The organism is Pseudoleptotrichia goodfellowii, assembly GCF_007990505.1.
Lineage (GTDB): Bacteria > Fusobacteriota > Fusobacteriia > Fusobacteriales > Leptotrichiaceae > Pseudoleptotrichia > Pseudoleptotrichia goodfellowii.
In genome coordinates this window covers 1,214,675-1,239,500 of sequence record NZ_AP019822.1, presented here as the reverse complement: position 1 = coordinate 1,239,500, position 24,826 = coordinate 1,214,675, and the positions used below count along the sequence as shown (strand labels likewise).

The window sequence follows — 24,826 nt, the reverse complement described above, 5'->3', positions numbered from 1 at the left end:
GAACGAGAATTGAGATTTGAAATATTTTTAATAATTTGTAATTATGTGGGAACAGTAGCTTTTGCTGCTTCAGGAGTTCTTAAAGGAGTAAAACATAAGCTTGATATATTCGGAATAACTTTACTCGCTGTAATTACAGCACTTGGAGGTGGGATCTTACGTGATATACTTATAGCACAAATACCTGATGTCCTTATAAATCCTGAAGGACTTTATATTGCTATAATAACTTCCGGAATAATGTGGCTGTTTACTAAAAAAATCCGAAAAAAAATAAAAATATCAAGAAGAAGAAAAATGAAATTGTACAAATTGATAACAACTTCCAATCTTATATTTGATTCAATAGGTTTGGCAGCATTTACTTTAATTGCAGCAAATAAAAGTGTCAGTTTGGAATTAAATACGGTTACAACAGGAATACTCGCTGCAGTGACAGGAGTAGGAGGGGGTATTATAAGAGATCTGCTTGTAACCGAAACACCTATAGTTCTGAGGGAAGATATATATGCAGTACTGGCATTCGGAGGAGGAATATTATATCATATATGCATAGTTCAGTTCAGTTTTTTAAAAGTACCGACTATGGCAATATTGTTTATAATAATGTTAATAATAAGATTGGTAATAATAAAATACAAGGTAAATTTACCTAATATAAATTAATTAAAAACAAAAAATATTATCGAACTTTAAAATAAATGGAGAGATATATTGGAAAATAAAATAAGATATACAAAAACCGGAAAAAAAATAGAAATTTATGAATTTGATGCTAAACTGCATCAAAAAGTTATAATGCAAAAAAAACAGTTTGAAGAGCATATTATAAAGAAACATCCTGAAATAACATTAGAAATTATAGATGTTATATTAAATAATCCCGATTACGTGACCAAACGGTCCAATTCTAAAAAAGAACATTTTTATCAAAAGAAAATCGACAAGCTTCATTATTTTGTAGTTGTTTCCAGCCATAAAAATATACGTCATTTAAGATTTATCCTGACAGCATTTTCAGTGGATGATAAAGAGTTTCTGAAAGAAAAAAATGTTTATTATAAATATGTCGGCTATATAGATTATGATAATAATACATATTAAATTGGAAATATGGAAATTGAAAAAGTATCGGAAAATTTAAAAATAATTTTTCAGTTTGAGTCATTTTTATTGTATAATAATTTTTTGTTTTAAACTTGAAATTGGGAAAATAATAAATTTACTTATTAATTTTTCTATTTCTTCTTTCACAATTTAACGTCCGATAATATATGTTATGTATATAAAGTTTGAAAAGTAATACTGAAATTTATATGATAAACTTCTTCTACTTCACTATTTTTAAAGACGGATTCTTCTATCTGAATACTATCAAATTCCAAATATAAAACAAATATCTTCCAAAGTGGAAACTAATTGTAAAACGTTATACTATTCTTGACCAAAAGCAATATACTTTTTTCTTCATAAACTCCTTTTAGAGCCCTTCGGGGCTCTTTTTTCGGAAGAATCTTTGTATTGTTATAAGTCGTATTTTATGATATAATAACACTTATTATATTATTTTTAAGGAGGTACCGAATGCTTAATTTAATTGATGAGGCTCTTGTGAAAATGAATACGGGAGAGTTTCTGAACAATATAAAAAAAGCTTTTAACGATATATTTTCTCAGGAAAATATTAATAAAATAAATTTAATGAATTATCTGCCTGAGGACAAATGGCTGGATATAAAAAATTACGGTCTGCTGCTCCCTTTCCTTGCCGAAAAATTCGGAGGAAGAAAAGCTAATCAGTTTGAAATTCAGGAAGTATTGAGAATTGCCGGAAATTACGGCGTACCTGTAACACTGCGAACAGGGATTGAAGGAGCTTTAGTTCTTCAACCTCTTACAGAATTCGGAAATAACGAACAAATCTCTAAAGGACTTGAACTTATATTAAAAGGTGAAGGCGGAGGTTTGGCAATAACCGAACCTGAAACGTCAGGATCTGCTATTGCAAAAGAAATGCAGTCATATTATGAATATGTTGATGAAAATACTATACACTTGAAGTCGACTAAATATTGGCAGGGAAATTCCCAAAGTGATTTTCTTTTGGTTGCAGCTAAAGAAAAAAAAGACAGAAAACTCTCAAAAACAATAAGTCTTATATTCGTTCCGAAGGAATATATAAAATATGAAGTTCTTCAATCTGAAGGTCTGAAAGCCGTTAGATATGCAGTTAATAATATTGATGCTGCTATTCCTGCGAAATATTTGATGAAATTATCGGAATCCAAAGCAAATTCCTTGAGGGAATTTCAAAATATCTTTATAAGAAGTCGTCTGCAACTTATAGGTATGACCCATGGAATAATGGAATATATTGTAAAAAATATAAAAAAATATTCCAGAAATGAAATAAAATTTGTCGAACGTGAAATAGATGAAATAGAAAAAAGATACGAAGCATCAAAAATTATGTATAATTATACATGTAATAATGTTTCTCCGGATAAATCGGTAGCTGATAAACTTATGGAGGCCAATATTATAAAAAGTCTGTCTACAGATTATACTTATGAAGCTGCAAAAACAGCTCAAAAATTATTAGGTGCCAAAGGATTTGAGGCAGGTCATCCTATGAGTAACATAGCTGTTGATTTCAGACCGTTTACAATATTTGAAGGACCTAATGATATGCTTTATGCGGATATTTATGATCAGTTTTCAAAAGCTACTTCCGAAGAAAAGAAATCAGGAATAAGAATAAGCAAGGAACAGACTCTGTATGAAAGATTTCTATCTGATAAAAGATTTCAGGAAATAAAAACATCTACAGAAAATCTTCTTCAGAAAGCCGATGATATTATTAATTTCATGAAAAACCATACTCTGAATGAAATTGACCAGATAAAAAAAGTTTTTACAGGAAAAATACTTTCCAAATTATTTGTTCTTTCTCAAACTGATGCTGAAGATTTATCCACATTTCTTATAAAAGACATAAAAAAAGATATACTGGATTTTGAATACTGTTAATAAAAACATAAAAAGAGCTGTCTTAAGATAAAATATATTTCTAAAAATAAGAACTTGTCTGACAGTTCTTTTTTATTTTACGATTTTTCCAATTTAACCCTTTCATATAATCAAAAATTGATAAATACTTTTCCACATTTTTTATACAAATATATTACCAACTCTGCAAAACTTTCATAATTTTAATTATAGACAAATAAAATCAATGTATTTTCCAAAAATACAAAAGATTATTATAATCACTTTTCAACGTCTGGCAAATAAAACGAAACACAGTTTATTTTTAAACTGATGACAATATTAAATAATAAACTTGAAAAAGGTTTATTTATATATCTGATATAGGTTTATTTATCGGAAAGTAATGAATATAAAAAAATCACCGCTATTTATAACGATGATTTTCTATATTATTTTACTTTTTTGATTTCTTCGTCATTACCGGAATTGCCCATATTCCTAGATATAATACTGCAAACGCTGTAATATTTACTAAAATACCGAATTTACCCAATGGCGGAACTTTTATCATATTGGATACACAAAAGGCTGCCAGAGATATTACAAGGGATAGAACGAGGAATTTTAAATAAATCAGATTATTCAGCCTGATATGCCGTTTATTCAGAGAAATTAATAATATCATATAGTTTACCATTGCTGAAAATGAAGTTGCTATTGTAAGTCCTATATACTGATATTTTTCATATAAGAGCCAATCCAGTACTATATTTATAAAAATTGCAACAAATGATGAAATAACAGGTAACGTTCTATCTTTATATACATAATGGCTTCGGGTCAGTAAGTGTATCGTAGAGAAAAATAATAATCCCAAAGCGTAAAATTTTAATGCTCCTGCTGTTGTTATAACTCCTTTATCTGAAAAATGCCCTCTCTTATATATCAGTGTTACTATCGGTTCGGCATATCCCATTAACACTGTTGATGATGGAATAATAAGGAATGCCAGCATATTCAGTCCTTTTTGTATCGTATTTTTTACTTTTTTTCTTTGATTTTTTACTACTGCCTGAGATAATGTCGGAAAAATTACGACCGATAATGATATTGCAAATACACCTATCGGTAATAAATAAAGTCTGCTTGCATAATTTAACGCACTGGCAGTTCCTGCTGAAAGCCTTGTTGCAAAGTTATTATCTACAATTTCATTTATTTGATAGCCGAATATCCCAATCAATGTGGGAATCATCAGTAGAAACATCTCTCGGACATATTCGTCTTTTAGATTGAATATAAACTTATATTTCTTTATTATCTGAAAAAACTGAGGCAGCATCATTCCGAGCTGAAACACTCCCGATAGCAGATATGCTATCCCCAAGCCGTATATCCCGATTTTTTTGGATAAAAGCAATGTTCCTATTATGATTGTAAGGTTAAACACAAGTCCTGTAGAAGCTGCTATTGCAAATTTCTTATAATTGTTCAGGAAAGATGAAACTACTCCCGAAAGTGCAATAAACAGAAAGTAAAATGCCATTATTTTCAGTAAATTATTTGCCGTTTCAAATCTTTCAGGATCTTTAAAACCTGTAGTAATCTTGAGTATTTGCCTTGAAAATACAATCATTATAACTGATAAAGTAGACGTAAAAGCAATTATCAGATTCAATATTGAAAAAACAAAATCATTAGTTTTTTCAACACCTTTTTCTTCCAATCCTCTGTTATAAATAGGTATAAACACAGTTCCCATGGAGCCTTCACCAAATAAAGTAGTAAAAAAATTCGGAATTTTGGTGGCACTTACATAAGCATCGGTCAGTCCGGTGGCTCCGAACATGCCCCCTATTATCATTTCTCTAATTAGACCAAGCAGTCTACTCAGCATATTTATAGCCATAACAATAAAACTTGATTTAAACATTAAAATTGCCTTTCCTAAAAAGATAGTTTTTGTATATAAAATTCTTTATTTTCATTTATTATGTCAATATATCCGCTTTTAAACATTTCAAGAACACATAAAAATAACGAAACTATTCTTGATTTTGTAAATTTATTTTTCAGTAATTCACTGAATCCTATACGATCTTTAGTCTCCATAAGTTCACTTATTTCATCGGCAGCATCTTCAGTAGAATACTCCTCTTCAAGATTTAGAATCAGTTTCTCTTTATCTTCTTCTTCTAATAATGCTCTGAAACTGTTAAGCAGTGAATCCAATGTCAGTCCTGAGATATCATATTCTATCATTGCAGTTTCAATATTTTTATTTCCCGTTCTTTTATAAGGGATATTATATTCATTTTCATATTCGGAAAATAATACCGAAATTTCTTTAAATAATTTATATTCCAGTATTTTTCTTTCAAGATTTTCTATTTTTTCGTCTTTTTTCTCTTTGTTTAATATAGAGTAAGCCTTAATTTCAATAAGATCCGTTGCCATAATTAGAAATTCGACTTTAATTTTAAGATTTTCTTCTTTCTGCTCTCTTATATAATTCAAATAATCGTCTATTATTTGAGAAATATTGATTTCAGTAATTTTCATCTGCTTTTTTTCTATCAGATGTATAAGAAGATCCAACGGTCCTTCAAAATTATCTATTTTTATTTTTATTGTGGTATTTTTCATCTATTCTTTTTCTCCAATTGGAAACATTATCGCTGATTTTTTGAATAAGTTCTTCCAGCGAGTTTAATTTTTTTTCTTTTCCTACTTTTTCCAATACTTCTATCAATATAATTTTACCGTAAATATCCTGCTCAAAATCAAATATATTGGTTTCAACATTCAGTAATAAAGAATCGGATTTTACTGTAGGATTTTTTCCTATATTCATTATACCGTGATAAATATTGCTATCTCCTTCTATATGAACATATACCCCGTATACTCCCAATTCAGGATATATTCTGTTTTCAAAGGTCAGATTGGCTGTAGGAAAACCGAGAGTTCTTCCGAGTTTTTTCCCGTGAACGACTTCGCCCATAATAATAAAATTATGTCCTAATAATTCTTTTGCTTTTGATAAATCCGACTTCTGAATGTATTTTCTTATTCTTGTACTGCTTATGATTTCATTTTCATCGTCTAAAATTAAAGGCTGAATATTTAAAACAATACTGTTGTTATATTTCTCCCTTAGAATATTTTCCATAATTCTTACATTTCCGGATTTTCCTTTTCCCAATGTAAAATTGAATCCACAGTATATCTCTCTTACATTCAGTTTTTGTATAAGAATTTTTTCGATAAATTCTTCAGGAGAAAAATTTTTAACATCTTCAAAATTATCCATATAAACATAGTCAATATTAAAATTGTTGATTAATTGGCACTTTTCCGAAGGAGTAGTAATTCTGCTTTCTTTTTTTTGAGGATATTCGCAAAAAGTATAAACTATAGTTTTGTATCCTTTTTCTCGTGCTTTTTTTACCGCTCTTTCCAGTAATTTCGCGTGTCCTCTGTGAACTCCGTCAAAATTACCCAATATAACTATATTTTTACTCTGTTTCAGTTCTTCTTCATTAACACAACTTGTATTTTCAAATTTAAGAAATTCTTCAACTTCTTTTTCTTTTTTTGTAATTATTTTCATACTCATTTTTCTTCAACTTCCTAAATAGATTTTCTTCCAAACTACATTATATATATTATTTTCTTTATTGGCAAGTATTATTTTCCACAAAACAGTTTTTTCATATATTTCGGAATGTTTTCAATTATATGCGAAGCATTTATTATATACTGTTCTTTAAAAAGCCCGTCGGCAATATATCCGTGTAAAAATGCTCCTGTATAAGCACTTTCAAATAATCCGTAATTTTGTCCTGAAAGAGAAGCTATTATTCCTGTAAGGCAATCTCCTGCTCCTCCGTTAGCCATATAGGGATTTCCGGTACTGTTAATATATACTTCATTTCCGTCGGTTATTAAAGTATTTTTGCCTTTTAAAAGCAATATTACTTTGTTGGATAAGGCAAAATCTCTGCAAATTTCAAATCTGTATTTTTCAATTTCTTCAAGTGAAAATCCGGATAATCTCGAAAACTCCACTGAATGAGGAGTAAGAACAGCCCGATTTTCAATTTCTTTAAAAAGATATTTATTTTCAGACAACAGATTTAAACCGTCGGCATCAATAACAAGTTTTATATCGTTTCCTTTGATATTTTTCTTGAAACTTAGAAGTTTTTCCAATATAACAAGTGATTTTTCAGATTTTCCGATTCCCGGTCCTATTGCCATTACGTCAGAATTTAATATCATCTTTTCAATTTCTGGAAAATTTTCCTCAACAAAATCGCTGTTTATCCCTAATGTCATTGCTTCTGTCATTTTTGAGGAAACTTCATTTAAAATATTATCATATGTGAGTAAAGTAACAAGTCCTGAACCGCTTCTAATACAGGAATTTACAGCTATTTTTGCAGCTCCTGAAAAGCCTTTGCTTCCTGCGAATATCAAAATTTTTCCGAAATCTCCTTTATGAGAAAATTCATTACGTCCGATAATTATTTTCTGTATTTCTTTTTCTGTTAAATAATGAGCTTTTATTAAATGTAAAAAACTGTTTTCATTTACTCCGATATTCTCTACTCTTATTTCTCCGAAATACTCTTTATTTTTCCTGTTTAAAAATCCTTTTTTATAAATAACAAAAGAAACGGTCTTAAATGCTTTCACTGCCGTTCCCATTATTTCTCCGGTATTTCCGTTAATTCCCGAAGGTATGTCTACCGAATATATTTTACAATGCTGAGAATGCCTGTTAATTTTTTCTATGACTTCTCTATATATTCCTGTTACAGGGGAATTTAATCCTGTCCCGAAAATTCCGTCAATTACTCCTCGGGAGTTAATTAAAAGTTCATCCAGTTCATCAATATCGGAAGATATTTTTATATTCATATTTTTACATATTTCATAATTTATTTTACAGTCTTTGCTCATATTCTGATTATCAATACAAAAAACAGTTATGTTTTTGCCTAAAGCGTTTAACTGTCTTGCAATCGCATAACCGTCTCCTCCGTTATTTCCTTTACCGCATATCACAAGATAACTGTCAGCAGTCAAGTCAAGATTTTTTACAAAAGAAGCAGCTGCATTTTCCATGAGAACAATGCCGGGAATACCTAAAGTATTTATAGCATATTCGTCGATTTTCCGTGTTTCTTCATTTCCCCCTAAAAGCATTCCGACCTCCGATAATTTCTAATCTTTTATTTGATAAGTAACACTGAAATTCAAAACACGGTTGTTATAATCTCTGTTTTTCTCAAAATTATATCCGAGTTTGTATGTAACCGAATCATCTTTTTTGTACTGAACATTTGCTCCTGTTATAAACGTTCCACGCTCATAAGTATCATTATTAAGACTCTTATTGTAATTTGTTTTCCCGGTAATTACATTTTTCATATTCTGTTTATATTCAGTGCCTACTTCCCATTTTATTTTATCATTATATTTTTGTTTCAGTTTCACTCCTGCAGTAGTTACTATATCCGAATTTTCAGCAGGTATATAATTTCTTCCATTATTACCCACATTTCTTTCATTAGTATTTTTAATTTCTACTTCTGCAGAAGGCACAAGTTCTGTATCATTTCCCAAATCTTTTTTATATAAAACATTTCCTCTGGAATTTATATAATCATAATGACTTTGAGGTGTTTCATTTTTAATACCTTTTTTATAATAATATCCTTTTCCGAATTCAACTTCTCCTCTGTAGGTAAGACCGTCTTTTTCATATTCGGTATTTAAAGAAACATTATTATCATCGGCATCTCTTTTGTGACGTTTTTGATCCTTATACTGCCTTAATTCTTTATCTTTATGATTAAGACCTATTCCTACTTTAGTATTTTTATTGATCTCGTAATCATAATTTGCCTTGTATTCTTTCACCTTTTTGTTATATTTTCCTGATGAAGGTATATTTCCTTTATCTGTTTTCGTATTTGTTTCGACTACTATAGGTGTTTCAAGCAGAACTTCATCTTTGTCAGGATAAACTTTAAGAGGTTTGTTGTTTTTATATGAAGTTGTATTTTGAAAAAAAGCTGTTGAATTTTGACATACGGGCAAGTTACTTTTAGTTTTTGAAGTTTTGACTGTACATTTTGTCATATCCAACTGTTTATCTATGTTTTTTTCCTTATCTTTAATATTTTTCAGTTCTTTTTCTATTTCTTTATATCCTTCATCATTCATATCTGCTTTATTTTCAGCCTTTAATGAGAAAGCAATATTACAGAATAAAACTGTAAACATACAAAATAAAATTGTTTTTTTAACTGTTTTTATCATTGAATTTCTCCAAAGGGAATTTATTTTATACTTTCATATAACTTTTTCAGATATTCTTTCGTTCTGTCTTTTAATTCAGGATGTCTTAGTCCGAACTCCACATTTGCTACAAACATTCCGAATTTATCTCCTGTATCATATCTCAATCCTTTAAAATTGTAAGCATATAATTTTTTCCCGGAATTTTTCATATCGAGAATTGCATCAGTAAGCTGAATTTCTCCGCCTTTTCCCGGTTTTGTTTTTTTAAGAAACTCAAATATTTCAGGCTCCAGTACATATCTGCCTAAAGCTGCAAGTCTGCTCGGTGCTTCTTCTACAGAAGGTTTTTCTATAAAATTCTCCACTTCCACTGTCTGACTGTCTATTTCTTTTAAAGGATTTATAATTCCGTATTTTCCCACTTCTTTTTCGGGTACTTCCTGTACACCCAAAATGGTTCCCCCATTTAATTCTTCGTATTTGTCAATAAGCTGTTTTGTTACAGGGAGTTCTCCTTTAGACGGATCGGCATACATTATATCATCTCCGAGAAGCACTACAAAAGGCTCGTTTCCTACAAACGCTTCGGCACATCCGACTGCATGTCCCAATCCTAAAGGTTTTTTCTGTCGTACATAGTAAATGTTGGACATTTTGGAAATATCATCTACAACTTTAAGTAAATCTTTTTTTCCATTTTCCTCTAAAGTTTTCTCCAATTCATAAGAATAGTCAAAATGATTTTCAATAGAAGCCTTATTTCTCCCTGTAATAATTAATATTTCTTCTATTCCCGAATCTATAAGTTCTTCAACCAGATACTGCAACGCAGGTTTATCTACAATCGCCAACATTTCTTTCGGCTGAGCTTTTGTTGCGGGTAAAACTCTTGTTCCCAATCCTGCTGCAGGTATTACAGCTTTTCTTATTTTTTTCTGCTTCATCTCTCTACTCCTGTTTATTTTAAAATTTTATTGATTTTAGAATACGATTTCATCGGAATATTCAACATTAACACCTGTAAATAATCCCATTTGGTCAAAAATAGTTTTTCCCTGAGAATTTACTACCATTTTGTACTTATTTGTTTTTCTGTCATATTCATATTTTCCTATATAAAAGAAGTTTTTTTCAGGTTCCACATAACCGTAAAATCTTAATACTTCCTTATCAGGTAAAGGCAATCCGTTTAAATTTTTCTTGTCCACATTCTTTAAAACGTTTGTATATTCAGTCAACTTTTTATAAAAATCATTTCTGAAGTCATTATTTGTAGTTTGCGGATTTATGCCCAACTTTATTCCGATATTCAAATTATAATCACCGTTATCGATAATATAATAAGCCATTTTCAATTCATCGCTGTCGCAAAAAATGTCATTTGTCTTTTTTTCCGACTTTAATTTGTCGATTACTCTTCCGAGTAATAAATCAGGGTTTTTCATAAATTCGCAACTGAAAGACTGAACTCCCAATGCCAAAATTGCTGCTAATAATAATTTTTTCATTTTTCTCCTTTTGCTTTTAAAATCTGTTTTTTATATTATACCACAAAAAACGCATTATTTAATACTGTTTTTAGTAAAATAATACTTAATTATCGAAGCAAATTCTCTTATATAAGATTTCGGAAGGGAAATCAAAGGAGTTTTTGCTCCCAGTCCGTAAGCCTCAAATCCGAGTAATTCCGCTATTTTTTTTGATCTGTATACGTGATAATCATTCGTAACTATAAGTATTTTAAATTTTTTCTCTTTATTTTCACTTTCGTTTTCCTTTATTTTTTCTAAAGTAAATTTAAAATTTTCCACTGTATTTACAGATTTATCTTCTGTAATTATTCTGTTTTCGGAAATTCCCAATTTAACCAATTCTCTTTTTATAGCTTCGGCTTCGGAAATTTCTTCTCCTTTTCCTTTACCTCCCGAAGCCACTACTTTTATATTTTCGTGTTCTTTTAAATATTCGGCGGCTTTTTCAATCCTTTTATATAAAGAACGTGAAGGCTTTTCTCCTCTTACTCTTCCTCCTAAAACTACAACATAATCCACTTTTTTATCTTTCCCGTCTTTTTCTTTTTTCATTTCGGAAATAGTCAGAAGTTGAATAATTATAAACGGAAAAAGAAAAATAACGATAAAAATTTTTACAAATTTAAAAAGTTTTTTCTTTAAGTCATTTTCCGATATTCCGTTTTTTCTATTCAAGTTCAAATCCTCCTGTATAAAGCTGATAATAAATACCTTTCATTTTAAGCAGTTCTTCGTGACTTCCTCTTTCTATTATTCTTCCCTGATTGAGAACCATTATCACATCTGAATTTCTTATAGTCGAAAGTCTGTGAGCTATTACAAATACTGTTCTGCCTTTCATCAGTTTGTCCATTCCTTCCTGAACGATTTTCTCTGTTCTCGTATCTATACTTGAAGTAGCTTCGTCCAGTATAAGTACAGGCGGATCGGCAATAGCAGCTCTTGCTATGGAAAGAAGCTGTCTTTGTCCTTGGGAAAGATTTGCTCCTCCGTTAGCCAGATAAGTGTCATATCCTTTGGGCAAATGCTTTATAAAATGATGAGCATTGGCAAGTTTTGCCGCTGCATATACTTCTTCATCAGAGGCATTCAGCTTTCCGTAACGAATGTTATCTGCAACAGTTCCCGAAAAAAGCTGAGTATCCTGCAATACTATTCCCAACGATTTTCTCAGATAAGATTTATTTATCTTTTTAATATTGATTCCGTCATATCTTATTTTACCGTTTTGTATATCATAAAATCTGTTTATCAGATTCGTAATTGTCGTTTTTCCTGCTCCTGTTGCTCCTACAAAGGCTATTTTCTGCCCCGGCTCTGCATATAAATTAATATCGTGCAAAATAATCTTATTTTCATTATAACCGAAATCTACATGCTCAAAGACTGCATCTCCGAGAAGTTTTTCGTAAGTTACATTTCCATCTTCGTGAGGATGTTTCCAAGCCCACATTCCGGTATGTTTTTCAGTTTCTCTTATATTGTTTTCGCTGTCAAATTCAGCATTTACAAGAGTAACATATCCTTCATCAAATTCGGGATTTTCATCAAGAAGTTTAAATACTCTCAAAGCTCCCGCCGCTGCCAGCATAACAGAATTTATTTGTTGTGTTGTTTGAGCTATAGGCTGATTTAATGTTCTCGTAAACTGAAGGAAAGAAGCAAGTCCCCCCAAAGTGAATCCTCCTATGCCGCCAAGAGCCAAAAAGGATCCGATAGAAGCTGTCAGCACAAAGTTTATATTTCCCAGGTTTCCTACAACAGGGCCTAAAATATTTCCGTATTTGTTGGCTTTATCCGAACTTACAAACAGTTTTTCGTTTAAATCGTCAAATCTTTCTTTGGATTCTTCTTCATGGGAAAAGACTTTAACGACTTTAAGTCCTTCAAGCATTTCTTCTATATATCCGTTTACAGAACCGATATTTTCCTGCTGTTCTTTAAAATTCTTTCCGCTTTTTTCGGATATTATTTTTGTCGTAGTAATTATGAGAACTATCATAAATACGGCAAAAATTGTCAAAGGCACACTCAGAATAAACATCGAAGCAAGTACACTTACGATTGTTATTATTGCCGATATTATCTGGGCGAGACTTTCCGTTATCATGTCACGCAGTGTGTCAATATCGCTTGAGTAAACACTCATTATATCTCCATGAGCATGAGTATCGAAATATTTTATAGGCAGTTTTTCCATATGGATAAAAACATCATCTCTCAACTGTTTCAAAGTCCCCTGAGCTGTAACAACCATGAATCTTCCTGATAAATAAGAGCATAAAATCCCTACGGAATATACTCCTATCATTGAAAGAATGATTTTTACAAGAGGAGCAAAATCAATATTCGGATTTCCTATATTCGGTACGATATAGCCGTCAATAAGCTGTTTTGTATACATTGTTCCTTTGACCATACTGAGAGAGCTTAAAAGTATAAATATTACAACGGCTGCAAAATGAAATTTATACAGATTAAACATATATCCTATTAATCGTAAAAGTGCTTTAAATTGTTTTCCTTTATTTTCTTTGTTTTCCGATTTATTCATTTTTTCCTCCTTCCTCTTGAGAATCGTGTACTTCTTTATAAATATTGTTTGAAATAATTAATTCTTCGTGGATTCCTGTTCCGCTTATATTTCCATCGTCTAAAACTATTATTTTATCTGCTTCTTTTATCGATGAAATTCTTTGTGCAATAATAATTTTTGTAATATTCGGTATTTCATTTTTAAAGGCTTCTCTTATAAGTCTGTCAGTTTTTGTATCGACAGCACTTGTAGAGTCGTCCAAAATAAGTATTTTAGGATTTTTAAGCAATGCTCTTGCTATACAAAGCCTTTGTTTCTGACCTCCCGAAATGTTGGAGCCTCCCTGTTCTATATAAGTATCGTATTTATCGGGGAATTTTTGAATAAACTCATCGGCTTGGGCAAGTTTACATGCATGTATCATTTCTTCTTCGGTAGCATTTCTATTTCCCCACATAAGATTTTCTTTTATAGTTCCCGAAAATAATATATTTTTTTGAAGTACCATTGCCACATTATCTCTCAATGTCTTTATATCATAATCTTTTACATTTATTCCACCGACTTTTACAGTTCCGTTTAGAACATCGTACAATCTCGGAATAAGCTGAACAAGAGCCGATTTTGCACTTCCCGTTCCTCCGATTATACCTATTGTTTCTCCCTGTTTTATCTCAAGATTGATATTTTTAAGATTTAAAATATCGGGATTATTACTGTAACTGAAGTTCACATTTTCAAAAGAAATTGAGCCGTCTTTTACTTCGTATACAGGATTTTCAGGATTTTTTATAGTAGGCTCTTCATTCAGAACTTCTACAATACGTTCGGCAGATGCTCTTGAAATTGTCAATCTCACGATTATCATAGTTACCATTAAAATACTTATGATAATATTTGCCGTATATGAAAACAGACTCATAAGCTGTCCCGTAGTAAGCTCATTTACGACAATCATCTTCGCTCCGAACCATGAAAGCAGAATGATACATCCGTACATACAGAATAACATTGCCGGGGATACAAATACGGCTATTTTCTCCGCTGACAATAATGTATTTTTCAGTTCATCTGTAGCTTTTTCAAATTTATTTATTTCGTAATCTTCTCTGACATATGCTTTTACTACTCTTATCCCGTTAATATTTTCCTGTAAACTTGAATTAATGTTGTCATATTTTCTCATCGCTTTAGTAAAAATAGGATAAACAAGAAGAATAACAACGGTCATCACTATTCCGAAAATCACGATAGCCCCTATAAATATAAGAGATAATTTGGCATTTATGTAGATAGTCATTAATGTAGCAAATATAAGCATTAACGGAGCTCTTACGAAAATTCTCAAAATCATCTGATAAGAATTTTGTATATTTGCAATATCCGTAGTAAATCTTGTTATAAGTCCTGCAGTCGAAAACTTATCAATATTTGTGAAAGAAAAATCCTGTATTTTGTAAAATACTGCTTTTCTTATATTTTTTGCAAATCCTGCAGATGCTTTAGCTGCATGTTTTCCTGCAGAAAAGCCTGTGTAAAGGGAAACCATTGCAACAATCAGGGTTATAAAACCGATAAAATAAATGTGCTGCATATTTCCTTTTTCAAGTCCGTCATCTATTATCGATGCCATTAAAAACGGTATCAGTATTTCCAGCATAACTTCTACCGAAATGAATAAGGGCGATAAAATAGACGGTATTTTGTACTCTTTCACGTATGAAAGCAACTTTTTTAACATTTTTTATTATCCTTTCTTTAAAATTAAGAGAAATTTTTGTATATTTAACTGTGAAAATACGGGAACAATGATAAAAGTTCCCGTTGAATCTATCTACAGTACTTTCTTCATAAAATACCTTATCTGAACTTGCCACCAGTTCCAGTCATGTACAACGTCATATCCCCAGAAATCAACCCATGCGGGAACATTTTTCTCTTTAAGAATTATTTCCATTTCTTTATTTCCGGGAATAAGGTCTTCTTCCCAAGCTCCCTGTCCGATACAGATTATTATATTTTTCTGTCTGTATAAATCCAGATAATAATGATCCGAAGGCATATTTTTAAGGAAATGTACAGGAGAATTATCATAAACCAGATTATCCATATAATCTCCGAAAAACATTGACGGATTATAAGCACCACTTAATGAAATAAGTGTTTCAAATAAATCGGGCCTACGAAAAAACAGTATTCCCGCATGAGAACCGCCCATACTGCATCCTGTTACTATTAAATCCTGCCTTCCTGTCCACTCATAAATTTTCGGAATAAATTCTTCCGACATATATTTAAACCATTTTTCCTGTTTTTCTATTCTTTCTCTCGGATTACCGTTTCTGTCCGACCATGTTTCACTGTCAATGCTGTCCACACAGAATAATTGCAACTCTCCTCTTTCTATATAATCCGATAATGTTTCTACCATCTTAAAGTCCTCATAATTGTGATAACGACCGTCCTGAGGCGGAAAAACAAGACAAGGTTTTCCGCTGTTTCCATATCTTTTAAATTCAAATTCTCTACCTAAATGATTACTGTAATCTTTTTTATATTCCGTATACATTAAATTACCTCTTCTTTCATATGTTTTTTTTTGTTAAACAGTTTTATGAACAAAGTCAACAAATTCGTCCATATCTTCTTTTAATAAAAATTTCGCAGTATACATATTATTTCCCATAGCTGCCGAATACAAATCAGGCATTCTTTCATACATTACAAGCTGATTATTGTATTTTTCGATTATTTCTTCATGGGTGTGAACATAATTTCTTGTATCTCTTCTGCTCACGTAAACACAGAAATATTTATCAAGATCTTCATTAAGAGAAGCATTCACGATTTTCCCGAAAGCTACCATATCAGCCCATATTTGATAAACATCCGTATTATTGGCATAGTTGTACATGTCAGGAGTGTAGCCTCCTGCAGGACGCATATTTACTTCCAGTCCGATATAATCGCCTTTTTTGCCCAATCCTTCTTTATCCTCTTTTAATCTGAAAAATTCCGTATGAATAAATCGGCTTTTTACTCCGAAACCTTTTACCGTTCTTCTTCCCGCATCAACCAATTTCGGCGGCAATTCCTTTCTGACATAGTAATATAAATCAAGTCCTTCATTGACTATATCCATAATTGTAGGTTCCCAAGTTATACCCGACTCAAAAATAGGATTTCCCTCTCCGTCTATTATGGCATCATATGAAACAAGATCCCCTGAAACGTATTCTTCCATAATATATTTTACATTGGGCAGATTTTTATAAAATTCTGTCAATTCCTTTTCATTTCTTATTCTGTAAGTATTGCTCGCCCCTACTCCGTTATCAGGCTTCACTACTACAGGATATCCGACTTTTTTTACAAATTCTTTCCCTTCTTCCAAAGTGGAAACTGTATGATAATGTGCCGTTCCCACTCCGGCTTTTTTATAAGAATTTTTCATAAGAGATTTTTCTTTTATATTAAGAATTTCATCAGATTTTATCCCGGTATTTATATTGAAATCCGTACGTAATCTTGCATCCTGTTCAAGCCAGTATTCATTATTGGATTCAAGCCAGTCGATTTTTCCGTATTTAAAAGTAAAATAACCCACTGCTTTCAATACTTCATCATAATTTTCAAGTGAAGAAACTTTATAATATTCCGTCAAAGAATTTCTAAGTCTTTCATCCAGTTCATCATACGAAACATCTGCAATCCCCAATACAGTTACTCCGTTTTGTTTTAATCTGTCGCAAAAATTCCAATTTGTTTTAGGAAAGTGCGGCGAAATGTAAATAAAATTCATGTTGTCCCATCTCCTCTTTACTTTAATTTATTAAAGTATTATAGCACATCTGTTATATTTTTAGAATTGAATTTTCTTTTTTCGGTTGCCCTATTGACATTTGATTCTAATTGTATTAATATCTATATAAAAATGAAGGAGGTTAAAAATGAGCTTTGAAGATGATGTTAGAAAAAAACTGAATGACGATGAGAAGGAAGAAAAGAAAGAATTACTCGAATTTGAAAATACTCCCGCTCCTCTTAATCAATATGAAAGTTCATATCAGGGAAAAGATTCTTCTGTTCCCGAAGTAAAATTGAAATTGGATGAAATGATGAAAAAAGAGCTCAAAATGATTTCATTGTTTAATAAAATTATAGGTGTACTCATGATGATACAGGGAGTATTGACAGCAATATATATTATAGGTATTCCGTTAATTTTTATCGCATTAAAACTGTTTAATGCATCAAAAGCGATTGAAAGACTTTTGTATAGTAATGATGAAAACGATTTAAGAGAGTATTTCATAGCTAAGGGAAAATTTTCAAAATATTCATTGATTTATTTGGCAGTTTATCTAGTTATTACAGTATTAGCATTTTTCGTTTTTATTGTAATTTTAGCAATTGCTGCAAATTCATAAATCTGATATTAAAATGAAAAAGGTTCTTTATATAAACAGTTAAAGTTTTAAAAGAATCTTTTTTATTTTTATTGACATTTTTCTGTAGTTATATTAAAATTTATATAAATTATGAAGGAGGTCAAAATGAACACAGAAATATCGAATGAAGAAATAACTGAACTTTCAGAGTATTCTTCAAATGTTTACGAAAATGAACCGAATAACAGTAATGAAATATCTTTTGAACTTGATGATTTGACCGTTAAAAATATAAATTCTATTTCTCTAATACTTAAAATATGGGGAGTTTTAAATATAATAATCGGAATAATGGAATGTCTGACAATAATCAAAATAATCAGCGGAATTCTTAAAATAATAGCTGCTTTTTCTTTGTTTGAAGCGGCAAAGTTTTTAAAACAAAGTCTTTACAGCAAAGACGAACGAAATATAAAGGGCTATTTTAATGCTGCCTCAAAAGTTCTTGTATTGACAGTTATTATTTTTATATTAGAAGCGGCTTTTTCAATATTTAGAATAATAACTCATTTAATTTAAAAAACGGAGTAGAAAATGAGTATAGCAGATGATGTGAGAAAAAAACTGAATAGTAAAGATAAAGGAATACCGGAGTATTTTTCCGATGATTCCGAAACTCAAAGAAAAATAACTTTTAATGTCGATGATTTAATAATAAAAAATTCAAATACAATATCATTGACATCAAATATAATCGGAATTATATATATAATGCTGGGAATCCTGTTTTGCATTACTGTAATCGGTGCTATTGCGGGTATTCCTTTAATAAATGTTGCTTTAAAAATTTTTGATTCAGCAAAACTTTTGAAAGAAGGAATAAGCCAAAAAAACGGTGAAAAGATAAAAACATATTTTGATATTTTAGCGAAAGCTCTTAAATTACTTATTGTTGTTACTGTTTTGGAAATTATTTTAGTAATATTGTATTTTAAGGCTTTCAGATAAGAAGGAGATAAAATGACTATAGAAGATGATGTAAGAAAAAAATTGAATGAAAAAGATCAGGAAATATACAATTTTCCTGAAAATACAAATGAAAATAACGATTTTTTAAGTCGGGATCAGTCTCAAAAAAATGTTATGGAACTTAAATTGGATGCTGAAATGGTAAAAGCTTTAAAATTTTTATCAATAGTTTGTAAAATATTCGGAGTGTTTATTACTGTAGGCGGTGTAATTTATGCTTTATTTCTGATAGGTATACCTCTCATATTTATAGGAATAAAAGTTTATAAAACAGGAGAATATATAGATAGTGCAATTATAAATAAAAACGGAGAGAATCTTCGTTTGTCTATTTTAACTATAGCAAAAGCAATAAAATATTATTTAATTCTTTATGTAGGAATAATTGCTTTGATGTTCTTTATTTTCTTTCTGATAATGTCTTTCGGACTTATTGCTGCACTTCTGGGAAATTAGAATAAAAAAGAAGCTGTAAAAATTAGATTTTTTTCTATTTCACAGCTTCTTTTTATAAATTATATATTTTTTTCACTGACTCTAATTGATAACGCACTCATAAATATGCCTCCTCGTATTTCATTTGTAATATGTTATAGCTTAAAATTAAATTGTTCTATCACTATAATTACAAAATATACCATAAAACTTCTCTCCTATTTATAGATTTATATACTATTTTTTACCAACAAATTCACAACTTCCACATGCGGCGTCTGCGGAAACATGTCTACAGGGCAAGATTTTACAAGTCTGTAGCCATTATTATGAAATATTGCTAAATCTTGTGCCAGTGTTTTCGGATTACACGAAACATAGATTATATTTGAAACATTATATTTTAAAAGTTTTGTTATAGTTTTTTCTCCCACTCCGGGCCTTGGTGGATCAAGAATAATAATATCGGGTTTTACATCCCTTTCTTCAAGTTCATCGAGTTTCTCAAATACATCTCCTGCAATAAATTCAGCATTTTCTATATTGTTGAATTTAGCAGTTTCATTGGCTTTCTTCACAGCCTCTTCGATTAATTCTATTCCGTACACCTGTTTTGCTTTTTTTGAAACAATTTGTCCTATTGTTCCTGTTCCGCTGAACAAATCAAAAACAACACAGTCTTTTACATTTTGAGGATTTTTTATAATATCTGTATTGCTGTTATCCAGTTCTTCATTTTCACTTATAACATCAATATATTCCATAACTTTTCCGTAAAGCAGTTCCACTCCGTCGGAATTTGTCTGAAAAAAAGAATAAGGACTTATTTTAAAATTCAGATCAAAAATCCTCTCATTTATATCCCGATTTCCGTATAATATATTTTCTTCATCCGACTGCACCGAATCCGACAAATTATCGTTAATAGTATGAATTATACCGTAAATTTTATTTTTCAGTTCTAAATTCAGCATTATCTCTTTCCACTCGGATAAATCAAAATCGATTTGTGATGTTGTTATAAGATTTATACTTATTTCTCCTGTTTTTTCGCCCTTTCTTATAACAAAATTTCTCAAATATCCTATATGCTGAATACGATGATAAAATGAAAGTTCTCCCTCTTCTTCCTTTTTTCTGAAATAATCTGCAGTTGCAGTCAATATTTTCCTGAAATCAATATCCATGAGTTTACATTCATTTACTGTAATAATATCGTGAAAACTCCCTTTTTTGTGCATTCCCAAAGTCAAAGGTCCGTCTATTATTTCATTTCCGAAACTGAATTCCATTTTATTCCTGTATTCAAATTCCTTAGGACTTTTTATGATTTTTTCATATTCAAATTCATAATTTGCCGCTCTTTTCAATATGTTAAGTACAAGACTGCTCTTCAATTCAGTCTGATCACCATAATTCATATTTTGAAATGTACATCCACCGCATATATTAAAGTGAGGACAAAACGGCTCTATTTCATTTGCTGCTTTTTCCAAAATTTCTATTTTTTTAAGTTCAGACTTTTTATTTCTTATTTTTGTGACAGTTCCTTTTAATTTGTGTCCGATAATATAATTCCCAACCGGATAAACTTTTTTCTCCCCGTAAACTCCGTAAGGCTTGTTGGGAAACTCTATTCCCGTAACTTCTATTTCGATTTCCTCTCCTCTTTTCACTTATATTCCCTCTCTTTAAAGATTTTCCACATATTCTTTTAGTCTTTTCACCGCTTCTTCCAACACAGGTATATCGTGCACTATTGAAAATCTCATATATTTTTCCACTTGAAATGTAGATCCCGGAACTATTGCAAGACCTGTTTTTTCGAGTAAATCCAAAGCAAAATCCAAAGACTTCATATTTTTCAGTTTATCAATATTTTCATATCCTGCAAAAATATAAAAAGCTCCTTCAGGTTTGATACACTTAAATCTCATTTTTTCAAGTTCTTTTAAAAAATACTCTACTCTCTTCCTGTAGATTTCAGAAACCTGTTTTCTGTCCGAACATTTTTCAAGTGCTGTCAATGCCCCATATTGTGATAATGTAGATGTACTCGTAACATTATACTGGCTTACTTTCTTTACTTGCAGCTGTAATTCAGGATTTGTAATAATATAACCTATTCTGTATCCTGTCATTGAGTGGGATTTTGAAAATCCGCTGATTATTATTAACTGCTTTTTCAATATTTCCGAATATTTTCCAAAAGATGTATATTTTCCGAATGTTATAGAACCGTATATTTCGTCGCTTAAAAGATATATTTCTTTGTCTTTTAAAAATTCGGCAATTTTCTCCATTTCTTCTTCGTGTAATATCGCTCCTGACGGATTATTCGGGTAAGTCAGTATAATCAGTTTTGTTTTTTCCGTTACGTTTTTTTCAAGAATTTCTTTTGTCAAATTAAAGTCATTTTCCCTCAAGTCAATATATTTAGGTACTCCGCCTGTCATTTTTATAAGGGAACCGTATCCGACATATGCAGGAGTGGGCATTAACACTTCATCTCCTTCGGCAATTACTGCTTTCATAACCGAGGCCAATCCTTCTGTAGAACCTACAGTTACTAAAACATTGTCCATCGTGAAACTTCCTTCAAAATTTTTATTATAAAATTCAGCAATTTTCCCCCGTAATTCAGGTATTCCACCTACGGGAGAATACTTTATTCTTGTATTCAAAGCGTGATATGCTACCGCTTCTTTTACTTCATCAGGCACATCAATGTCAGGTTCTCCCAAAGACATATTCAGAGGATTTTCATGTGTCTGCATTTTTTCATATATTTTTCTTATATCCGATATTTGAATTTCTTTTACTGTTTTATTTATATACATATTTTTCCTTTCAATTCTTAATGTTACTGCCTGTTTATTCTATCATATTTTATATTATATATCAAAATTTTTAAAAATTTAGTTTGTATTATCCGACTTTTTTTGATAAAATTTATATAATATAAGAATAATTTTGAAAGGAAGTAAATATGAGCAACGAAAAACAGCAATCCATAAATTTGAATATAATAATAAAAATACTCTACAAAAACCTTGTAATGATAGTCTTAATAACGGCAATGATAACAGCACTCGGAGCTGTGTATGCGTTTACGAATAAATCCTACAAATCGGAAATCAATTTATACGGAAATGACAGAGTTTTAAACGAAATTGGAGAAACTTCCCAATATTCACTGAACTCTTTTGATTTTTTCCTGTTTATAAAGAAAAATTCCAAAACTTTGAAAAATACAGGATTATCCGATGAAAAATTTTTAAAAGATATGTCTTCAAGGCTGAATGCCCAATCAGAAACAAACAACCCTACTATCAAAGTAAAATTTTCTACAAAAAGTAAAACCGAAGGCGAAGAATTTTCCAAAGAATATGTTCAACTCGCCACAGAATATTTAGGAAATAAAGAAAATAAATTTTTGGATACACAAATAAAACTGTTGGAAGAACAATATAATTTTATAACTAAAAATACGGATATAAGAACTACTAAAGATTCATTGAGCGACACTCTAGTTTCAAGACTTGCGTATTACAGACTGTTGAAAAATGATACGAGCCCTGTTGTAAAACTAATTTCACTGAATACAAAACCTGCTTTAAGCAAAAAAATTATCCTTGCAGGAGCACTGTTTTTAGGACTGTTTTTAGGGGTGTTTGCAGCATTTATTAAAGAATTTTCCAAAACTCTTGACTGGAATGAAATAAAAGACAAAAATTAGTTATTATCGGAGGAAAACTATGAAAACTATAGATTTGGGAAAAGTCGGACTACCCGTTTCGGAAATCTCGCTCGGTTGTATGAGAATAGCCGATATTCCTTACGAAAAAGGAGAAAAAGCCGTTTTAACCTCTATTGATAAAGGAATCAATTTTTTTGATCATGCAGATATTTACGGCAGAGGAAAATCCGAAGAAATTTTCGGTAAAATTATAAAAAGCAATAATATTAAAAGAGAAAACATATTTATACAGACAAAATGCGGAATTATTGTAAAAGATTATCCCGACGGTACTTACAAAACTCATTTTGATTTTTCAAAAGAGCATATTATAAAATCCGCAAACGAAAGTCTGAAACGCCTGAATACTGATTATATTGATGTATTTTTACTTCACAGACCTGATACCCTTATGGAACCTGAAGAAGTTGCCACAGCTTTTGATACTCTCTATAAAGAGGGAAAAGTAAAATACTTCGGAGTAAGTAATCAAAATCCTGCACAAATGGAACTTTTACAGAAATATGTCGATCAGAAACTGATTGCAAATCAGCTTCAATTCAGTATTATGCACTCGGGAATTATTGATAACGGAATAAATGTAAATCTGAAAAACGAAAGGGCATCTGACAGGGACGGAAGTATTCTTGAATATTGCCGTCTAAAAGATATTACTATACAGGCTTGGTCTCCTTTCCAATACGGATTTTTTGAAGGCGTATTCCTGAATAATGACAAATTCAAGGATTTGAATATTATTATAAATAAAATTGCTCAAAAATACGGAGTTTCGGATACTGCTATTGCTACAGCGTGGATTTTAAGACATCCTGCAAAGATTCAGGTAATAGTCGGAACAATGAATTCAAATCGTATTTCCGATATTTCGACAGCTTCAAATATAACTCTTTCCAGAGAAGAATGGTATGATATATACAAAGCTGCGGGAAATATATTGCCTTAATATTATTGTAAAAATTTAAGAAAGTTCAATATAGTGTTTTTTATAATTCAATTTTTCATATTTTATAGGTCTTTCTAATATTTTAATGTAAATTTTCAAAAAAAATATTGACACGTACTAAAATACGTGGTATTATATTTTTGGGAGGAATGTTGAATGAAGTCTTACATTTCTAGGGAGATTATTAAAATATTGAAGGACAATGGATGGGAAGAAACAGGAGAGTCGAGAGGGAGTCATCATTATTTTGTTAATCCCGATAAGCCTGAATCGGGTAAAGTGACAGTTCCTCATCCTCGAAAGGATATTCCCATTGCAACTGTAAAAGCAATATTTAAACAAGCGGGCATTCAATTTTAAAATTTCCCCTCCCCTTGTTAAACAGGAGGTATAATAATGACAAAAGACAGCTATCTTTATCCGGCGATATTTAAGTATGGTGAAGACGGTATTACTATTACCTTTCCTGATTTGCCCGGATGTATTTCATGCGGGAAAAACGATGAAGAAGCCTTATATATGGCGAGAGATGTTCTGGGCGGCTGGATGTACCAAATAGAAAGAGCAAAAGAAAAAATTCCGAAGTCTTCATCTTTAAATATGATAAATTTAAACTTTGACGAGAAAGTTCTCTTAATTGACGTGTGGATGCCATCTGTAAGAAAATCTATCAGAAATAAAGCAGTAAAAAAGACACTGACTATACCTCAATGGCTAAATGAACGTGCAATAGAAAAAAATTTAAATTTTTCACATATATTACAGGAAGCTTTAAAAGAAGAATTAGGAATCAAATAAGTAAAATCGACTTTAAATATTAAGAATCTACATAATTTTTTTGAAAAGAGATATTTTAGTCAAACTTAAAAATAAAATGAAGTGTATCAAGATAAT

Annotated in this window: 25 protein-coding genes; 11 read left to right on the top strand and 14 right to left on the bottom strand. The window is 30.8% G+C overall.

Annotation, left to right across the window (positions count from 1 at the left end; genetic code table 11):
• Positions 1 to 9 precede the first annotated feature (9 nt).
• From FVE72_RS06115 to FVE72_RS06105, 3 genes are all read left to right on the top strand, one after another.
• Positions 10 to 666: a trimeric intracellular cation channel family protein gene (locus FVE72_RS06115; RefSeq protein WP_146966467.1), complete on the top strand. Its 657-nt coding sequence runs from the start codon at positions 10 to 12 to the stop codon at positions 664 to 666.
• Between the two features lie 48 nt (positions 667 to 714).
• Entirely contained in the window at positions 715 to 1,104 is a 390-nt protein-coding gene (locus FVE72_RS06110) for a PBECR3 domain-containing polyvalent protein (RefSeq protein ID WP_232049423.1), read from the top strand.
• A gap of 480 nt (positions 1,105 to 1,584) precedes the next feature.
• A complete protein-coding gene (locus FVE72_RS06105; protein WP_146966463.1) occupies positions 1,585 to 3,030 on the top strand; it encodes an acyl-CoA dehydrogenase family protein in 1,446 nt (481 codons plus the stop codon).
• Positions 3,031 to 3,445: 415 nt separating this feature from the next.
• On the opposite strand, the gene murJ is transcribed toward FVE72_RS06105, so the two are convergent.
• From murJ to FVE72_RS06045, 12 genes are all read right to left on the bottom strand, one after another.
• The gene (gene murJ, locus FVE72_RS06100; RefSeq protein ID WP_026737662.1) at positions 3,446 to 4,924 is read right to left on the bottom strand and encodes a murein biosynthesis integral membrane protein MurJ; all 1,479 of its coding nucleotides are present in this window, start codon (positions 4,922 to 4,924) and stop codon (positions 3,446 to 3,448) included.
• Positions 4,925 to 4,938: 14 nt separating this feature from the next.
• Positions 4,939 to 5,637, bottom strand: a complete 699-nt coding sequence (locus FVE72_RS06095) for a segregation and condensation protein A (protein WP_006807036.1) — start codon at positions 5,635 to 5,637, stop codon at positions 4,939 to 4,941.
• Complete coding sequence (gene ribF / locus FVE72_RS06090) at positions 5,603 to 6,610, bottom strand: riboflavin biosynthesis protein RibF (protein ID WP_026737661.1); 1,008 nt, start codon at positions 6,608 to 6,610, stop codon at positions 5,603 to 5,605. Before ribF ends, FVE72_RS06095 begins: the two co-directional genes overlap by 35 nt.
• A gap of 71 nt (positions 6,611 to 6,681) precedes the next feature.
• Complete coding sequence (locus FVE72_RS06085) at positions 6,682 to 8,205, bottom strand: bifunctional ADP-dependent NAD(P)H-hydrate dehydratase/NAD(P)H-hydrate epimerase (RefSeq protein WP_026737660.1); 1,524 nt, start codon at positions 8,203 to 8,205, stop codon at positions 6,682 to 6,684.
• Positions 8,206 to 8,223: 18 nt separating this feature from the next.
• Positions 8,224 to 9,324 carry an autotransporter domain-containing protein gene (locus FVE72_RS06080; protein ID WP_146966461.1) on the bottom strand — a complete coding sequence of 367 codons (1,101 nt, stop codon included), beginning with the start codon at positions 9,322 to 9,324 and terminating at the stop codon, positions 8,224 to 8,226.
• Between the two features lie 20 nt (positions 9,325 to 9,344).
• Positions 9,345 to 10,250, bottom strand: a complete 906-nt coding sequence (gene galU, locus FVE72_RS06075; RefSeq protein WP_026737658.1) for a UTP--glucose-1-phosphate uridylyltransferase GalU — start codon at positions 10,248 to 10,250, stop codon at positions 9,345 to 9,347.
• Positions 10,251 to 10,286: 36 nt separating this feature from the next.
• Positions 10,287 to 10,814, bottom strand: a complete 528-nt coding sequence (locus FVE72_RS06070) for a hypothetical protein (protein ID WP_006807026.1) — start codon at positions 10,812 to 10,814, stop codon at positions 10,287 to 10,289.
• Positions 10,815 to 10,868: 54 nt separating this feature from the next.
• A complete protein-coding gene (locus FVE72_RS06065; RefSeq protein ID WP_026737657.1) occupies positions 10,869 to 11,513 on the bottom strand; it encodes a YdcF family protein in 645 nt (214 codons plus the stop codon).
• Positions 11,506 to 13,392, bottom strand: coding sequence for an ABC transporter ATP-binding protein (locus FVE72_RS06060; protein ID WP_026737656.1), 1,887 nt, complete (start codon positions 13,390 to 13,392; stop codon positions 11,506 to 11,508). Before FVE72_RS06060 ends, FVE72_RS06065 begins: the two co-directional genes overlap by 8 nt.
• The gene (locus FVE72_RS06055) at positions 13,385 to 15,115 is read right to left on the bottom strand and encodes an ABC transporter ATP-binding protein (protein WP_026737655.1); all 1,731 of its coding nucleotides are present in this window, start codon (positions 15,113 to 15,115) and stop codon (positions 13,385 to 13,387) included. Before FVE72_RS06055 ends, FVE72_RS06060 begins: the two co-directional genes overlap by 8 nt.
• 93 nt (positions 15,116 to 15,208) lie before the next feature.
• Positions 15,209 to 15,943: an esterase family protein gene (locus FVE72_RS06050; protein WP_026737654.1), complete on the bottom strand. Its 735-nt coding sequence runs from the start codon at positions 15,941 to 15,943 to the stop codon at positions 15,209 to 15,211.
• Positions 15,944 to 15,976: 33 nt separating this feature from the next.
• Positions 15,977 to 17,176, bottom strand: a complete 1,200-nt coding sequence (locus FVE72_RS06045) for an ATP-grasp domain-containing protein (protein ID WP_026737653.1) — start codon at positions 17,174 to 17,176, stop codon at positions 15,977 to 15,979.
• Between the two features lie 148 nt (positions 17,177 to 17,324).
• Here FVE72_RS06045 and FVE72_RS06040 point away from each other — a divergent pair, with 148 nt between their 5' ends.
• The 4 genes from FVE72_RS06040 (at position 17,325) to FVE72_RS06025 (ending at position 19,250) form a co-directional block, all read left to right on the top strand.
• On the top strand, positions 17,325 to 17,804 hold the full coding sequence (locus FVE72_RS06040; protein ID WP_026737652.1) for a DUF5362 family protein: 480 nt from the start codon (positions 17,325 to 17,327) through the stop codon (positions 17,802 to 17,804).
• Positions 17,805 to 17,930: 126 nt separating this feature from the next.
• On the top strand, positions 17,931 to 18,344 hold the full coding sequence (locus tag FVE72_RS06035) for a DUF5362 domain-containing protein (RefSeq protein WP_026737651.1): 414 nt from the start codon (positions 17,931 to 17,933) through the stop codon (positions 18,342 to 18,344).
• A 15-nt stretch (positions 18,345 to 18,359) separates the two neighbouring features.
• Positions 18,360 to 18,773, top strand: a complete 414-nt coding sequence (locus tag FVE72_RS06030; protein ID WP_026737650.1) for a DUF5362 domain-containing protein — start codon at positions 18,360 to 18,362, stop codon at positions 18,771 to 18,773.
• Between the two features lie 12 nt (positions 18,774 to 18,785).
• Positions 18,786 to 19,250: a DUF5362 family protein gene (locus tag FVE72_RS06025; RefSeq protein ID WP_026737649.1), complete on the top strand. Its 465-nt coding sequence runs from the start codon at positions 18,786 to 18,788 to the stop codon at positions 19,248 to 19,250.
• A 209-nt stretch (positions 19,251 to 19,459) separates the two neighbouring features.
• Here the strand turns inward: FVE72_RS06025 and rlmD are convergent, their stop codons facing one another.
• Both rlmD and FVE72_RS06015 read right to left on the bottom strand, forming a co-directional pair.
• Positions 19,460 to 20,905, bottom strand: coding sequence for a 23S rRNA (uracil(1939)-C(5))-methyltransferase RlmD (gene rlmD / locus FVE72_RS06020; RefSeq protein ID WP_026737648.1), 1,446 nt, complete (start codon positions 20,903 to 20,905; stop codon positions 19,460 to 19,462).
• A gap of 15 nt (positions 20,906 to 20,920) precedes the next feature.
• Positions 20,921 to 22,069, bottom strand: coding sequence for a pyridoxal phosphate-dependent aminotransferase (locus FVE72_RS06015; RefSeq protein WP_026737647.1), 1,149 nt, complete (start codon positions 22,067 to 22,069; stop codon positions 20,921 to 20,923).
• Between the two features lie 149 nt (positions 22,070 to 22,218).
• On the opposite strand from FVE72_RS06015, the gene FVE72_RS06010 reads away from it, so the two are divergent.
• The 4 genes from FVE72_RS06010 to FVE72_RS05995 all read left to right on the top strand — a co-directional run bounded on the left by FVE72_RS06010 (position 22,219) and on the right by FVE72_RS05995 (position 24,730).
• A complete protein-coding gene (locus FVE72_RS06010) occupies positions 22,219 to 22,968 on the top strand; it encodes a GumC domain-containing protein (RefSeq protein WP_006807906.1) in 750 nt (249 codons plus the stop codon).
• A 19-nt stretch (positions 22,969 to 22,987) separates the two neighbouring features.
• Positions 22,988 to 23,932, top strand: a complete 945-nt coding sequence (locus tag FVE72_RS06005; protein ID WP_026737646.1) for an aldo/keto reductase — start codon at positions 22,988 to 22,990, stop codon at positions 23,930 to 23,932.
• A 156-nt stretch (positions 23,933 to 24,088) separates the two neighbouring features.
• Positions 24,089 to 24,292: a type II toxin-antitoxin system HicA family toxin gene (locus FVE72_RS06000; RefSeq protein ID WP_006807908.1), complete on the top strand. Its 204-nt coding sequence runs from the start codon at positions 24,089 to 24,091 to the stop codon at positions 24,290 to 24,292.
• Between the two features lie 36 nt (positions 24,293 to 24,328).
• Entirely contained in the window at positions 24,329 to 24,730 is a 402-nt protein-coding gene (locus FVE72_RS05995) for a type II toxin-antitoxin system HicB family antitoxin (protein ID WP_006807892.1), read from the top strand.
• Positions 24,731 to 24,826: the final 96 nt, after the last annotated feature.

Coding starts and splice junctions, on each gene's coding strand:
- FVE72_RS06105 (WP_146966463.1), top strand. CDS start 1,585: ATGCTTAATTTAATTGATGAGGCTCTTGTGAAAATGAATACGGGAGAG.
- murJ (WP_026737662.1), bottom strand. CDS start 4,924: ATGTTTAAATCAAGTTTTATTGTTATGGCTATAAATATGCTGAGTAGA.
- FVE72_RS06095 (WP_006807036.1), bottom strand. CDS start 5,637: ATGAAAAATACCACAATAAAAATAAAAATAGATAATTTTGAAGGACCG.
- ribF (WP_026737661.1), bottom strand. CDS start 6,610: ATGAGTATGAAAATAATTACAAAAAAAGAAAAAGAAGTTGAAGAATTT.
- FVE72_RS06085 (WP_026737660.1), bottom strand. CDS start 8,205: ATGCTTTTAGGGGGAAATGAAGAAACACGGAAAATCGACGAATATGCT.
- FVE72_RS06080 (WP_146966461.1), bottom strand. CDS start 9,324: ATGATAAAAACAGTTAAAAAAACAATTTTATTTTGTATGTTTACAGTT.
- galU (WP_026737658.1), bottom strand. CDS start 10,250: ATGAAGCAGAAAAAAATAAGAAAAGCTGTAATACCTGCAGCAGGATTG.
- FVE72_RS06070 (WP_006807026.1), bottom strand. CDS start 10,814: ATGAAAAAATTATTATTAGCAGCAATTTTGGCATTGGGAGTTCAGTCT.
- FVE72_RS06060 (WP_026737656.1), bottom strand. CDS start 13,392: ATGAATAAATCGGAAAACAAAGAAAATAAAGGAAAACAATTTAAAGCA.
- FVE72_RS06055 (WP_026737655.1), bottom strand. CDS start 15,115: ATGTTAAAAAAGTTGCTTTCATACGTGAAAGAGTACAAAATACCGTCT.
- FVE72_RS06050 (WP_026737654.1), bottom strand. CDS start 15,943: ATGTATACGGAATATAAAAAAGATTACAGTAATCATTTAGGTAGAGAA.
- FVE72_RS06045 (WP_026737653.1), bottom strand. CDS start 17,176: ATGAATTTTATTTACATTTCGCCGCACTTTCCTAAAACAAATTGGAAT.
- FVE72_RS06040 (WP_026737652.1), top strand. CDS start 17,325: ATGAGCTTTGAAGATGATGTTAGAAAAAAACTGAATGACGATGAGAAG.
- FVE72_RS06035 (WP_026737651.1), top strand. CDS start 17,931: ATGAACACAGAAATATCGAATGAAGAAATAACTGAACTTTCAGAGTAT.
- FVE72_RS06030 (WP_026737650.1), top strand. CDS start 18,360: ATGAGTATAGCAGATGATGTGAGAAAAAAACTGAATAGTAAAGATAAA.
- FVE72_RS06025 (WP_026737649.1), top strand. CDS start 18,786: ATGACTATAGAAGATGATGTAAGAAAAAAATTGAATGAAAAAGATCAG.
- FVE72_RS06015 (WP_026737647.1), bottom strand. CDS start 22,069: ATGTATATAAATAAAACAGTAAAAGAAATTCAAATATCGGATATAAGA.
- FVE72_RS06010 (WP_006807906.1), top strand. CDS start 22,219: ATGAGCAACGAAAAACAGCAATCCATAAATTTGAATATAATAATAAAA.
- FVE72_RS06005 (WP_026737646.1), top strand. CDS start 22,988: ATGAAAACTATAGATTTGGGAAAAGTCGGACTACCCGTTTCGGAAATC.
- FVE72_RS06000 (WP_006807908.1), top strand. CDS start 24,089: ATGAAGTCTTACATTTCTAGGGAGATTATTAAAATATTGAAGGACAAT.
- FVE72_RS05995 (WP_006807892.1), top strand. CDS start 24,329: ATGACAAAAGACAGCTATCTTTATCCGGCGATATTTAAGTATGGTGAA.